8 protein-coding genes are annotated in these 13,575 nt (G+C 67.5%); 5 read left to right on the top strand and 3 right to left on the bottom strand.

The window, feature by feature from the left end; all coding sequences use genetic code 11:
* Positions 1–5: 5 nt before the first annotated feature.
* A complete protein-coding gene (hslU, locus tag P0Y50_06980) occupies positions 6–1,307 on the top strand; it encodes an ATP-dependent protease ATPase subunit HslU (protein ID WEK41347.1) in 1,302 nt (433 codons plus the stop codon).
* Between the two features lie 9 nt (positions 1,308–1,316).
* On the opposite strand, the gene P0Y50_06975 is transcribed toward hslU, so the two are convergent.
* The gene (locus tag P0Y50_06975; protein WEK41346.1) at positions 1,317–2,594 is read right to left on the bottom strand and encodes a YihY/virulence factor BrkB family protein; all 1,278 of its coding nucleotides are present in this window, start codon (positions 2,592–2,594) and stop codon (positions 1,317–1,319) included.
* Between the two features lie 77 nt (positions 2,595–2,671).
* Between P0Y50_06975 and prmC the strand changes: the two genes are divergently transcribed.
* Positions 2,672–3,583, top strand: a complete 912-nt coding sequence (gene prmC / locus P0Y50_06970) for a peptide chain release factor N(5)-glutamine methyltransferase (protein WEK41345.1) — start codon at positions 2,672–2,674, stop codon at positions 3,581–3,583.
* Positions 3,584–3,823: 240 nt separating this feature from the next.
* Positions 3,824–4,180, top strand: coding sequence for an endonuclease domain-containing protein (locus tag P0Y50_06965; GenBank protein WEK41344.1), 357 nt, complete (start codon positions 3,824–3,826; stop codon positions 4,178–4,180).
* Between the two features lie 615 nt (positions 4,181–4,795).
* Here P0Y50_06965 and clpB read toward each other — a convergent pair.
* A complete protein-coding gene (gene clpB, locus P0Y50_06960; GenBank protein ID WEK41343.1) occupies positions 4,796–7,396 on the bottom strand; it encodes an ATP-dependent chaperone ClpB in 2,601 nt (866 codons plus the stop codon).
* Positions 7,397–7,537: 141 nt separating this feature from the next.
* Positions 7,538–9,778 carry a TonB-dependent receptor gene (locus tag P0Y50_06955; protein ID WEK41342.1) on the bottom strand — a complete coding sequence of 747 codons (2,241 nt, stop codon included), beginning with the start codon at positions 9,776–9,778 and terminating at the stop codon, positions 7,538–7,540.
* 160 nt (positions 9,779–9,938) lie between these two features.
* Between P0Y50_06955 and P0Y50_06950 the strand changes: the two genes are divergently transcribed.
* Both P0Y50_06950 and P0Y50_06945 read left to right on the top strand, forming a co-directional pair.
* The gene (locus P0Y50_06950; GenBank protein WEK41341.1) at positions 9,939–11,840 is read left to right on the top strand and encodes a BCCT family transporter; all 1,902 of its coding nucleotides are present in this window, start codon (positions 9,939–9,941) and stop codon (positions 11,838–11,840) included.
* Positions 11,841–11,886: 46 nt separating this feature from the next.
* Complete coding sequence (locus P0Y50_06945) at positions 11,887–13,527, top strand: serine hydrolase (GenBank protein WEK41340.1); 1,641 nt, start codon at positions 11,887–11,889, stop codon at positions 13,525–13,527.
* Positions 13,528–13,575: the final 48 nt, after the last annotated feature.

Genomic DNA, 13,575 nt, shown 5'->3' with positions numbered 1-13,575 from the left:
TCCGCATGACTGAACTGACCCCCCGCGAGATCGTCTCGGAACTGGATCGCTACATCGTCGGCCAGAACGACGCCAAGCGCGCCGTCGCCGTCGCCCTGAGGAACCGCTGGCGCAGGAAGCGCGTGCCGGCGGATCTGCGCGACGAGGTGACGCCCAAGAACATCCTGATGATCGGGCCGACCGGCGTGGGCAAGACCGAGATCGCGCGGCGCCTGGCCAAGCTGGCCGGCTCGCCCTTCCTCAAGGTCGAGGCCACCAAGTTCACCGAGGTCGGCTATGTCGGCCGCGACGTGGACCAGATCGTGCGCGACCTGGTCGAGAGCGCCCTGGTCATGGTGCGCGACCGCAGGCGCGGCGACGTGCGGGCCAAGGCCGAGGCCGCCGCCGAGGACCGTATCCTGGACGCCCTGGTCGGGCCGGGCGCGGGCGCGGCGACGCGCGACAGTTTCAGGAAGAAGCTGCGCGCCGGCGAATTGGACGACAAGGAGATCGAGGTGTCCCTGGCGGACACCGCCTCGCCCATCCAGGGGCTGGACCTTCCCGGCGGCGGCAATGTCGGCCTGCTGAACCTGTCGGAGATGCTGGGCAAGATGGGCGGCGGACGCACCAAGACGGTCAAGCTGACCGTGCGCGACGCGACAACGCCCCTGATCGCCGAGGAAGGCGACAAGCTGCTGGATCAGGACAGTTTGACCAGCGAGGCCCTGTCGCTGGCCGAGAACGAAGGCATCGTCTTCCTGGACGAGATCGACAAGGTGGCGGCGCGTCAGGGCGCATCCGGCGCCGACGTGTCGCGCGAGGGGGTGCAGCGCGACCTCCTGCCCCTGATCGAGGGCACTACGGTCTCGACCAAATACGGGCCGGTGAAGACCGACCACATCCTGTTCATCGCCTCGGGCGCCTTCCACGTCGCCAAGCCGTCGGACCTGTTGCCCGAGCTTCAGGGCCGCCTGCCGATCCGGGTCGAGCTGAAGGCCCTGACGCGCGACGACTTCAAGCGCATCCTGACCGAGCCGGAGGCCAATCTGATCCGTCAGAACCAGGCGCTGCTGGCCACCGAGGATGTCACCCTGGTCTTCACCGACGATGCGGTCGAGGCCATGGCCGATGCGGCGGTGGCGGCCAACAGCGCGGTGGAGAACATTGGCGCGCGCCGGCTTCAGACCGTGCTGGAACGGGTGCTGGAGGAGACCAGCTTCAAGGCCTCGGACTTGTCGGGCCAGACCGTCACCTTCGACGCCGAGGCCGTGCGCGGCCGCATGGACGCCCTGACCCGGGACGTGGACCTGAGCCGGTTCATCCTCTGATCCAGGGCCTTACCGGCCGTTGCGCTTCAACCGGCGTTTCAGCAGCTTGTCGGCCACCGCCTCGGCCTGGCGCTGGGTGAAGGCCAGGGCGGCAGGGTTGCCGCGTCGCGGCCCCACGCTGTCGGCGACCATCGCCCCCCGCTGGCCCAGGGGCAGGGGCTTGCCGGTGGTGGTGTCCACGGCGGTCTGATGCTCGATCTCGGCGTTCAGCGCCGCGCCCAGCAGGATCACCTGCACCGACAGCCAGGTCCACAGCAGGAAGCCCATCATGGCCGCCAGCGGGCCATAGCTGTCGGTCCGCACGAAATGGCTCAGATACCAGCTGAACACCAGGGACAGGCTGACGCTCAGGGTCGCGGCGAAGATCGCACCGGGCGTCAGCCAGCGCCAGCGCGCGTTCTGGCGGCACGGGCCGTAGCGATAGATGCCCATCAGGGCCAGCACATAGCCGGCGAACAGCAGGGGCCAGCGCAACGGCGCGAACAGGCCCCACTCCTCCTCCAGCCCGAACAGGCGCACCACCACCGGCACGCCCACCACCAGACCCGACGTCACCAGCAACGCGATCAAGGCGCCGATGGTGAAGGTCAGGCAGACCAGGTTGTAACGAATGAAGTTGCGCTTCTCTGTCTCGTGGTAGGCGACGTTCAGCCCATAGAACAGCATCTTGACCGCGCCGCTGGCGGCCCACAGCGACAGGATCAGGGTCCAGATCAGGGTCAGGGTCAGCTGGGTGCTGGGGTTCTCGGCCAGGCGCTGCATCTGGGCGCCCAGGAATTCGGCGATGCTGTCGGGCATCAGGGCGTAGAGGAACTGAAGTCGGCCCCAGGCGTCGGCCGGGTCGGCGAACAGGCCGTACAGCGTCACGAACGAGCCCAGCAGCGGGAACAGCGACAACAGGGTGAAGAAGGTCACGCCCCCGGCCACGAAGCCCACCCGGTCGCCGAAATAGGAGGCTCCGGCCCGCCAGACGATGTCGGTCCAGCCTTTATGCGGTATCCGGTGCGGGCGGTCGGCCAGACGCCCGCGCCCAGGCTCCTTGGCGTCATAGTCGGCGGGCGTGGGCGGCGGAGGCGGCAGGACCTCGGGCCGGGGGGCGCGCAACTCCACCCCCACCTTGTGCCCCTGGCTGTAGAGCAGATGCGCCGCCCCCGCCCCCGCCGCCAGGCCGCCGGCCGCCGCCGCCAGATAGCGCCACAGGCCGCCCCCGGTTCGTCCGCGACGCTGCGGCGAGCGGGCCGCGACGGCGGCGGTCAGACGGGACAGGGGCGAAGCGTGCTTGGACATGGTCAGGCGAACGGTATAGCTGGCGGCCCGTTCCGCAAATGCTTGAAATCGTCGTCGGCTGGGGCCAATCAACAGCCATGACCGACCCGATCACGCCCAAATCCGCCGACGACGCCCCCACCCTGCTGACCGCCTGGAAGGCCGCGCAGGCCCGGTTGAAGACCGGCCGCATCGACAGCCCCGCCATCGACGCCCGCCTCTTGCTGGAGGCCGCCGCCGGGGCCAGCCGCATGGACATCCTGACCGATCCCTATCGCCCCATCACCACCGATCAGCTCCGCGTCTATGAGGCCATGGTGGACCGTCGGCTGAAGCGCGAGCCGGTGTCGCGCATCGTCGGCAAGAAGGGGTTCTGGAAGATCATGCTGAACGTCACCCCCGACGTGCTCAGCCCCCGCCCCGACACCGAAACCCTGATGGACGTGGCCATGCTGGCCTTCAGCAAGAACGAGGCGTTCGACGCCATCGACCTGGGAACCGGCTCGGGCGCCATCCTGCTGGCCCTGCTGGCCGAGCGACCGGCTGCGCGCGGCGTGGGGACCGACATCTCGTCCGAGGCCCTGGCCGTGGCCAAGGAGAACGCCGCCAACCTGGACCTGAACGAACGCGCGACCTTCCTGCGCACCGAATGGGCGGCGGGCTTCGGCGACGCCAGCTTCGATCTGGTCCTGTCCAACCCGCCCTATATCCCGACCGGCCATATCGCGACCCTGGACCCCGAGGTCCGCGACCACGACCCGCACCTGGCCCTGGACGGCGGCCCCGACGGCCTGCAGGCCTATCGCGACCTGGCGCCCGAGGTGAAACGCATCCTGAAACCGCTGGGCGTCTTCGCCGTCGAGATCGGTTTCGACCAGGGTCCGCAGGTCAAGGCGCTGTTCGAGGCCGCCGGCTTCACCGACGTCAAGATCATCAAGGACCTGGGCGACCGCGACCGCGTCGTCACCAACGGCCCGGACCCGCGCACCAACCCGATCCCGCAGGACTGACCCATTTCAGACGGTCGCCCGCGAAAAACACCGTCTGAATAGTGCAATTCGTCTCAAATCCGCCCTCCCCGGCTGCGCTGTGCGTCCGATATGGACGAACGGAGACAGGATCGCACGGTTTTGGGCGATGGGCAGTAGAAGGACGCTGGTGGGCGACAAAGGGTTGAAATCGTTCGCCCCCTTTGTCGCAGGTATGCAAGCTGGCGATTTTGGGTCAGGGTTCGTGTGGAGGCGCCGCACATGACGACCAACCGTCTGACGCCACGTTCGCGCGGACTGCGCCAACTCAGCGGCCTTGCCGAGGACCGCATCTGGGCGCGACTGCGCGGCGGCGCCGTCGATGGCTGGAAGGTGCGCCGCCAGCACCCCATCGGTCGCTACGTCGTGGATTTCGCCTGCGCGCCCTTGCGGCTGGTCATCGAGATCGACGGCGGGGTGCATGAACGCGATGAGGTCGTGCTGAACGACCACTACCGCCAGCAGGAGATCGAGGCGCTGGGCTGGACCGTCATCCGCTTCACCAACGCCGAAGCCCTGACCGACCCCGCCCGCATCGACGCCGCCATCCGCGAACGCGCCAAGACGCTAGGCCTTTAACCCTCCCTCTCCCATTGGGAGAGGGCTTGAGCGCACGACGGCGCAGCCGTCGTTCTTGCGCGAAAGGGTGAGGGTCGTCCGCCGCCCGCCAACCGCTGCGACGGCTCACGCCGACTTCAACACCCGACCCTCATCCGTCCGCTTCGCGGCCACCTTCTCCCAATGGGAGAAGGATCGGAGCCTACTTCTTCTTGTCGGGACGCTGGGAAAGGGCCGACCCCGCCGCACTCTTGGAATCCTTGCCCGTTCGGTCATCCCGCAAAACTTTCGAAGCGGACTTACCGGCCTTGTCGCCGGTCTGCTCATTCTTTGCCATGAGAGCCTCCTAAAATCAGACAAGTCTATAGCGTCAATGTTCACGTTTAGTTCCCAACACCCTCTCCCATTGGGAGAGGGCTTGAACGCACGGCGGCGCAGCCGTCGTCCTTACGCGAAAGGGTGAGGGTCGTCCGCCGCCCGCCGTTCGCTGCGGCCCGACCGCTGCGACGCCTCACGCCGACTTCGCCACCCCGCCCCTCATCCGACCGCTTCGCGGCCACCTTCTCCCAATGGGAGAAGGCGCTGTCACAACGGCAAGCACGATCACGGCTAAAGCCGTCATGATGAGAAGCGTGATCAATGCACCCGCACCTTCCCGATCTCCAATCCGCCTTCGCCGGCGGTGACGGCGATCACCCCGCCGTCCTCGATCTCGCCGGCCAGCAGTTTGCGGGCGATCGGATCGACCAGATCCTTCTGGATGACACGCTTCAGCGGCCTTGCCCCATACGCCGGGTCGTAGCCGCGGTCGGCGAGCCAGGCGAGGGCGCTGTCGTCCAGATCCAATGACAGGCGGCGGTCGGCCAGCAGCTTTTCGAAGCGTGACAGCTGGATACGGACGATGCCGCCCATCTGGTCGCGGCCCAGGCGGTGGAACAGGATGATCTCGTCGATCCGGTTCAGGAACTCGGGCCGGAAGTGGGCGCGGACGGCGTCCATGACGAAGGGACGCACAGCCTCCACGTCATCCCCCTCGCCCTGTTCGGCCAGGAACTGCGACCCCAGGTTGGAGGTCATGATGATCAGGGTGTTTCGGAAGTCGATGGTGCGGCCCTGACCGTCGGTCAGGCGGCCGTCGTCCAGCACCTGCAACAACACGTTGAAGACATCGGGGTGGGCCTTTTCGACCTCGTCGAACAGGACGACCTGATAGGGGCGACGGCGCACGGCCTCGGTCAGGGCGCCGCCCTCGTCATAGCCGACATAGCCGGGAGGCGCGCCGATCAGGCGGCTGACCGAATGTTTCTCCATATATTCCGACATATCCAGGCGGGTGATTGCCGCCTCGTCGTCGAACAGGAACTCGGCCAGGGCCTTGGTCAGTTCGGTCTTGCCCACGCCCGTCGGCCCCAGGAACAGGAAGCTGCCCAGCGGACGGTTCGGGTCGTTCAGACCGGCGCGGGCGCGGCGCACGGCGTCGGAGACGGCGGCCAGAGCCTCATCCTGACCCACGACGCGGCCGCCCAGCGCGGTCTCCATCGTCAGCAGTTTCTCGCGTTCGCCCTCCAGCATCTTGTCGACCGGCACGCCGGTCCAGCGGCTGACCACGGCGGCGATCTGTTCGGCGTCGACGACCTCGGGCGTCAGCGGGCCGCCACGACCCGAGGCGCCGGAGGTTTCATTGGCCTCGGCCTCTTCGAGCTGTCTTTCGATCTGGGGGATCTGGCCATAGGCGATCTCTGACGCGCGGCCCAGGTCGCCCGCGCGCTGAGCGTTGGCCAGTTCCAGGCGCAGACGATCCAGGGTTTCGCGCAGCTGGGCGCCCTGGCCGACCTTGTCCTTTTCGGCCTTCCACTGAGCGGTCAGGTCGTCGGACTGGCCCTCCAGATCGGCGATCTCGTCCTCCAGCTTCTCCAGACGATGCTGGGAGGCGGTGTCCGTCTCCTTCTTCAGGGCCTCGCGTTCGATCTTCAGCTGGACCAGGCGGCGGTCGATCTCGTCCAGGGCCTCGGGCTTGGAATCCACGGCCATGCGGACGCGGCTGGCGGCCTCGTCGATCAGGTCGATGGCCTTGTCCGGCAGGAAGCGGTCGGTGATGTAGCGGTTCGACAGGGTGGCGGCGGCGACGATGGCGCTGTCGGAAATGCGGACCCCGTGGTGGACCTCATATTTCTCCTTCAGGCCGCGCAGGATTGAGACCGTGTCCTCCACCGTCGGTTCGGCGACGAAGACCGGCTGGAAGCGACGGGCCAGGGCCGCGTCCTTCTCGACGTGCTTGCGATATTCATCCAGGGTGGTGGCGCCGACGCAGTGCAGTTCACCGCGCGCCAGGGCGGGCTTCAACAGGTTCGACGCATCCATCGCCCCGTCGCCCTTTCCGGCGCCGACCAGGGTGTGCATCTCGTCGATGAACAGGATGATCCCGCCCTCGGCCGCAGAAACCTCGGACAGGACGGCCTTCAGCCGCTCCTCGAACTCGCCACGGTATTTGGCGCCCGCGATCAGGCTGCCCATGTCCAGCGCCATGACGGTCTTGTCGCGCAGGCTTTCCGGCACGTCGCCATTGACGATGCGCAGGGCCAGACCCTCGACGATGGCGGTCTTGCCCACCCCCGGCTCGCCGATCAGGACGGGGTTGTTCTTGGTGCGGCGGGCCAGCACCTGGATGGTGCGGCGGATCTCCTCGTCGCGGCCGATGACCGGATCGATCTTGCCGTCGCGGGCGGCCAGCGTCAGATCGCGGGCGTAGCGTTTCAGGGCGTCATAGCCGTCCTCGGCGCCCGCGCTGTCGGCGGTCTTGCCCTTGCGGACCTCGGCGATGGCGGCGTCCAGCTTGTCGGCCGTGACGCCCGAGGCCTTCAGCACCTCGGCCGCGACCCCGCCTTCCTTGGCCAGGGCGGCCAGCAGGCGTTCGGTGGTGACGAAGGCGTCGCCGGCCTTTTTCGAGGCCTCCTCGGCGGCGGCGAAAACGCGGGCGGTGTCGCCGTCCAGATAGAGCTGGCCCGAGCCGCCCGAGACCTGGGCGCGCTTCTTCAGGGCGGTTTCGACATCGGCCTCGGCGCGGCGGGCGTCGCCACCGGCGGCGGTGATCAGGTTGCGCGCCAGGCCATCGCGTTCTTCCAGCAGCACCTTCAGCAGATGCTCGGGCGCGAACTGCTGGTGTCGGCGCGCGAGCGCCAGCGACTGTGCCGACTGAACGGCCTGTTTGGCGCGGTCGGAATAGAGTTCGAGATTCATAAGGGTCCCCTCATCAGGCGGATTTCCGCCCGCGACGCCCTTTCAGGAAGCGACATCGCGGGTCTGTGAAACCGAGATGGTGTGGCGGATGAGGCACACAAGGGGTCGACCAAAGGAGATTTTCGCCTCCGTCACAGGCTGTCAGCCGCCCGATGGACCGGTCGAGAAGTCGAACTGTTCCGGCTGGCGACGCTGGCCGCCGCCGAAGTTCCAGGTCAGGCCGACGTAGAAGGCGCGCAGCTTGATCTTCTGCTCCGTCCGCTCGCTGAACAACGGCGTGTCATAGACGGTGGTGTTGCTGAACGAGTTGAACAGGTCGCGGCCGGTGAAGTTGAGCGACAGGGTGTCGCTGAGCTTTCTGCGATAGCCCAGATTGACCATGCCGCCGGCCTCGCGCGTGCCTTGCGCCAGCAGGCTGTCGCCCTGCCAGAAGCCGCTCAGCTGAATGAAATCCTTGGTCGTGGGTTGCCAGTTCAGGCTGAGGCGGCCGCTGGCCAGCGTGGCGTCGCGATCGCCGCCGCCGGTCACGGCCCCGGCGTCGATATCCTGGCGGAAGACGTTGACGCTGGCGTTGTAGCGCAGGGTCGGATGCAGGCGGCCGTTGGCCGTCAGCTCCAGACCGATGTCGCGGCGCGACCCCAGGTTTTCCGGGCGCGTCAGCAGGACGCCCCCGCCAATGTCGGTCGCCACGTCGGTGAAGGCCTTGTCGGTGTCGCGCAGATAGGCGGTGGCCTGATAGAAGCTCTGGCCCTTTCGCATCTGCCACATGGCCTCGAACGAGTCCGTTTCCTGCGGCTGAAGGTCGGGATTGCCGGACCGGCGGTTCAGCGGATCCTGATACGAGACAAAGGGGTTCAACTGGCTGGGCTGGGGCCGCTGGATTCGGCGCGAATAGCTGGCGCGCAGGGTCTGTTCGGGGTTTAGCTGGTATTGCAGATGCGCCGTCGGATAGGCGCGGAAATAGTCCTGGGACGCCGTGGCGCCGCCGGTCAGATCCTCGATCTTGATGTCGGCCTGTTCCAGCCGCAGCCCCAGCTGGGCCGACAGCTTCTCGCCCATCGGACGCTCATAGGTGGTGTAGAGGGCGTGGACCGTCTGGCGCGCCTCGAAACGATTGTTCAGGGCCGGAACCGGGACCACCGCCGCTTCGGACGCGCCGCGCAGGAAGTCGGTGCGCTGTTCCGGGCGCTGGTCGTTCAGTTCATAACCCAGGCGCAGCTTGCCGCCGTTCGACAGCGGACGGGTATAGGCGCTGGTGAAGCCCCAGTTGACCTGGTCGGTGGTGTTGGCGGTCCGCTCATGGACCGTGGCCCCGGCCGGGGTCAGATAGTCTGTTACCGCCAGGCCCGAACTGTCGTTGCTGTTGTTGTCGTAGCGCAGCTCGTTCGACCATTCGTGACCCGCGTCGTCGAAACGGTGCAGCACCCGCGCCGTCGCCCCCCAGTTGGCGAAGTCGAAGTCCGACGCCCCGTCGCGGCGATAGGCGCTGGTCAACGCCCCATTGGCGTCGCGCGTCTCGAACAGACCGCCGCCCACGCCGTTTCCGTCGAAGACCACGCCGCGCAGTTCGCCGGTCAGCTGGGTCTTGTCGTCCAGCTTGTATTCGGCGGTGAGCCGGGCGAAGGCGCCGTTCTGTTCCGAGGAGATGTCCTGATCCATCCGTGTGGTCGCCACCGTGGCGCCGGTGACGGGATCGCGCTGGTCGCGCTGACGCAAGATGGTGATATCGGTAGGATCGGCCCGGTAACTGACGTCGCCCGACAGGGTCAGCCGATCCTTCTGATACGATCCGCTGAGGCCCGTATTCCAGCGGCCGTTGTCACCGACATTCACCCGCAGCGAGCCGGTGGTCTGGGTTCCGGGCTTGGGCGCCGTAGGCTTGGTGATCAGATTGATGACCCCGCCCGAGCCTTCGGGGCTGTAGGCGGCGGAAGGGTTGGTCATCACCTCGATGCGCGCATACTGGCTGGCGGGCAGTTGGATCAGGGCCTGGCCGCGCCCCGGCCCGGTCAGGATGCCCGAGGGGCGGCCGTCGACCAGGATGGTGACGTTGGCGTCGCCGCGCAGCGAGACATTGCCTTCCGGGTCCACATCGACCGAGGGGACGTTGCGCAGGGCGTCCGCCAGGCTGCCGGTCGTCGCCTGCAGGTCGTTGGACAGGCTGTAGCTGATGGAATCGATGGAGGTGCGGACATCGGCGGCGCGGGCGTTGACCACCACGTCGCCGACGCTGGCGGGCTGCTGTTGCGTCGATTCAGCCGGAGGCGACGTCCGGCTGGCGGGGGTCTGGGTCTGAGCCGGCGGTTGCGACTGAGCCAGCGCGGCGCCGGGCAGGACGGCGGCGGCGGCGCCCAACATGAGAACGAGTTTGGAAGAGGTCATGCCCCGACGATCCTGAAAGAGAGCGCAGGCGTCTGAAGCGCCCGTCGACGCCCGTGACTATCGACGATGCTTTGAAATGCAAAGTTACATCTTTTTCATGCGCGCGGCAGGGTTGCAGTCAAGCTTGGGAACCGTCAGCTTCGCCATACGCTTCAGCCCGATGCTGACCACGAAAATGAACCCCCGCGTCTTCTGGGGCGCCAGCGGCATCGCCGGCGTCCTGCTGTTATCGACGCTGGTGGCGCCCCGAACCTCGGACCTGATCTTCAGCCATGCCCAAGCCTGGGTGATCGACACCTTCGGCTGGTTCTATGTCGCGGCCGTCGCCGGTTTTCTGGGAGCGGTCGTCTGGCTGGCGGCCGGGCCGACCGGGCGGCTGAAGCTGGGGCCGGACGACGCCGAACCGGACTTCCCCTATCTGTCCTGGCTGGCCATGCTGTTCGCCGCCGGCATGGGCATCGGCCTGATGTATTTCGCCGTCGCCGAGCCGGTGCAGCACTATATCGCTCCGCCCGACGAGGCGCCGGGCACGGTGAATGCGGCGCGCGAGGCCATGGTCATCACCTTCACCCACTGGGGGGTTCACGCCTGGGCCATCTATGCGGTGGTGGGGCTCAGCCTGGCCTATTTCGCCCACCGCAAGGGTCTGCCCCTGACCATGCGGTCGGGCCTGTTTCCCCTGTTGGGCAAGCGGATCAACGGCCCGATCGGCGATGCGGTCGACATCTTCGCCATCTGCGGCACCCTGTTCGGCATCGCCACCTCGCTGGGCCTGGGCGTGGCCCAGATGGCGGCGGGCCTGGACTATGTGTTCGGCATACCCAACACGGTGCTGATCCAGGTCGGGCTGATCGTGGCGGTGATGGGGGTCGCGACCCTGTCGGTGATGTCGGGCGTCGAAAAGGGCGTGCGCCGGCTGTCGGAGCTGAACCTGATCCTGGCCGTCTGCCTGATGCTGTTCGTGCTGTTCGCCGGGCCGACGCTGTTCCTGATGCGGGCGCTGGTCCAGAATTTCGGCCTGTATCTGGATCACTTCTTCCAGCGCACCTTCACCCTGTACGCCTATGAGCCGCGGGCCTGGATGGCGGACTGGACCCTGTTCTACTGGGCTTGGTGGATCGCCTGGTCGCCGTTCGTGGGCATGTTCATCGCCCGCATCTCGCGCGGGCGCACGGTGCGCGAGTTCGTAGTCGGGGTGCTCCTGGTCCCGACCGGCTTCACCTTCCTGTGGATGACGGTCTTCGGCAATACGGCCATGGCCTATGACATGGGCCAGGCGGCGGGCGCGATCTCGCAGGCCGTTCAGGCCGACCTGTCGACGGCCATGTTCCACTTCTTCGAACAACTGCCAGGCACGATGTTCACCTCGACCCTGGCGATCCTGCTGGTGGGGGTGTTCTTCGTCACCTCGGCGGATTCCGGTTCTCTGGTGATCGACACCCTGGCCTCGGGCGGGGCGGACGACACGCCGCGATGGCAGAGAATCTATTGGTGCGTCATGCAGGGGGCGGCGGCGGCGCTGCTGTTGCTGGCGGGCGGCCTGGGGGCCTTGCAGGCTGCGACCCTGGTGGCCGCCCTGCCCTTCTGCATCATCATGATCCTGCTGGTCGCGGGCCTGTTCCGCCAGATGAACGCCGACCTGAAGGGCGAAACCCTCAACACCGAAGGGGCGCCCCTGTCGCAGCAGTTGAAGCGGATCATGACGCCCGCCAGCCGCGCCGACATCTTGAAGGAGATCGAGCGTCAGGGCCTGCCCGCGCTGGAGACGGTCTACGCCGCCCTGGGCGCCGAGGACTCCGACGCCGAGATCGGCCGCGACGAGGCGGCGGCCTGGCTGACCGTCCGCCACGCCGACCGGGTGTTCATGTACCGGCTGGGGGCCCGTTCGCGCGCCCGTCCCGCCATCACCCAGCGCGACGCCCCGGTCGGCCGCCGCCCGCTGGAATGGCGCCTGACCGCCCAGACCGGCGCCGGTGAACGGCCCCACGACATCACCGGCTTCACCCAGGGCCAGATCGTCGCCGATGTGCTGGACAAGCTGCAGGGGTGGCGACTGGCGTAAGGCGACGCGGGGCGCTAGCGTCGCGGCGTCTTCGTCGGAGTTCGCCATGTCCCTTCGCCTTTCGCGCCGATCCCTGTTCGCTTCGGGAGGGGCCGCAGCGCTGGCGGCCGGGCCGGCCTTTGCTCAAACACCTGCCGCGAACGACGACGCCTCGCTGGTTCAGGCGGTGGACGCCTATGTGAAGACATGCATGGCGGCCTGGCCCGATCAGCCCGCGCTGGGCGTCGCGGTGGTCAAGGACGGGGCGACCGTCCTGGCGCGCGGCTATGGCGTCAAGGTGCAAGGCAAACGCGACCTAGCCGACGAACACACCCTGTTCGCCATCGCGTCGAACACCAAGAACGTCACCGCCGCCGCCCTGGCCATCCTGGTCGACGAGGGCAAGGTGAAGTGGGACGAACCCGTCAGAACCTATCTGCCCGACTTCAAACTGTCCGACCCCTATATCGGCGAACACATCACGGTGCGCGACACCCTGAGCCACCGGGCCGGGTTCGGCCTGGGCGCCGGCGATCTGCTGTTCTGGCCCAATTCGGACCGGACCCGCGCCGAGGTGGTGGCCCAGGCCGCCTTCGTGCCGATCGAGGACGGGTTCCGGGCCCATTATCACTACTGCAATCTGATGTTTGTGGTGGCGGGGGCGGTGCTGGAGGCGGTGTCGGGCATGGCGTGGGAGACCTTCATCCAGACCCGCATTCTGGATAGGGTCGGCATGACCGAGACGGTCCCGCTGGCGCGTCTGGCCGATGCGTCGAAGTCCGCCCTGCCCCACGCCCGCGTCGGGCCGCCGCTGCGCACCCACGGGCCTATGGTCCAGATCGCACAGTCCATCGCCGAGGTCTGGAACTGGGATTCCGCCGCCGCGGCGGGCGGCATCTGCACCACCCCGACCGACTGGGCCAAATGGATCGCCGTGCGCCTGAACGAGGGCAGGCTGGCCGACGGTTCGCGCCTGTTCTCCGAAGACGCGGCGCGCGAGATGTATCGGCCCAACATCATCGTCGGTTCGTCGCCGGGACCGACGGCGGAACTGCCCAATCGGTCGATCGCCTCGACCTACGCCATGGGTCTGCAGGTTCAGGACTATCGCGGCGAGCGGATCGCCAGCCACGGCGGCGGCTCGCCCGGCGGGATTTCCTCGACGGTGCTGATTCCCGGCCGCAAGACCGGCTTCTGCATCTTCTCGAATGCGGAAGAGAGCTTCCTGCTGCGCGCCCTGCGCTCGGGCATTTCCGACCTGTGCATGGGCAAGGTCGACGTCGACTGGATCGCCGATTCCAAGAAACTGGAAGCCGAGGGCGAGGCCAAGTCCCAGGCCGCCGCCGTCGAGATCGACGCCAAACAGCGTGCCGGCGCCCCGCCCGCCATGCCGCTGGACGCCTATGCCGGAACCTGGCGCGACCCCTGGTACGGCGACATCGTCATCGAACCGCGCACCGAGGGCCGGGGTCGCAATCGAAAGAGCGGCCTGTGGCTGCGTTTCACCCACACCCCCGCCCTGCAGGGCTGGCTGGAGCCGTATGACGGCGAAACCTTCCGCACCCGCTTTTCCGACAAGCGCGAAGAGGACGCCTTCGTCACCTTCGCCATCCAGACGGCCCGCCCGGCGACCGCGACGATGAAGGGCGTCAGCCCCGACATCGACTTCAGCTACGACTATCAGGACCTGCGCCTGACGCGGGTCTGAACGCGGATGGTCCGGCGGCCCTGTGACCCAGGGTCGCAAAGCCGGAAC

This window comes from Candidatus Brevundimonas colombiensis, assembly GCA_029202665.1.
Taxonomy (GTDB): Bacteria; Pseudomonadota; Alphaproteobacteria; order Caulobacterales; family Caulobacteraceae; genus Brevundimonas; species Brevundimonas colombiensis.
The sequence above is the reverse complement of the archived record's forward strand: the minus strand, read 5'-3'. Positions and strand labels throughout refer to the sequence as shown.

Excerpts from the sequence above, each read along its gene's own strand:
- hslU (WEK41347.1), top strand. The coding sequence starts at position 6 with ATGACTGAACTGACCCCCCGCGAGATCGTCTCGGAACTGGATCGCTAC.
- P0Y50_06975 (WEK41346.1), bottom strand. The coding sequence starts at position 2,594 with ATGTCCAAGCACGCTTCGCCCCTGTCCCGTCTGACCGCCGCCGTCGCG.
- P0Y50_06965 (WEK41344.1), top strand. The coding sequence starts at position 3,824 with ATGACGACCAACCGTCTGACGCCACGTTCGCGCGGACTGCGCCAACTC.
- P0Y50_06950 (WEK41341.1), top strand. The coding sequence starts at position 9,939 with ATGCTGACCACGAAAATGAACCCCCGCGTCTTCTGGGGCGCCAGCGGC.
- P0Y50_06955 (WEK41342.1), bottom strand. The coding sequence starts at position 9,778 with ATGACCTCTTCCAAACTCGTTCTCATGTTGGGCGCCGCCGCCGCCGTC.
- prmC (WEK41345.1), top strand. The coding sequence starts at position 2,672 with ATGACCGACCCGATCACGCCCAAATCCGCCGACGACGCCCCCACCCTG.
- clpB (WEK41343.1), bottom strand. The coding sequence starts at position 7,396 with ATGAATCTCGAACTCTATTCCGACCGCGCCAAACAGGCCGTTCAGTCG.
- P0Y50_06945 (WEK41340.1), top strand. The coding sequence starts at position 11,887 with ATGTCCCTTCGCCTTTCGCGCCGATCCCTGTTCGCTTCGGGAGGGGCC.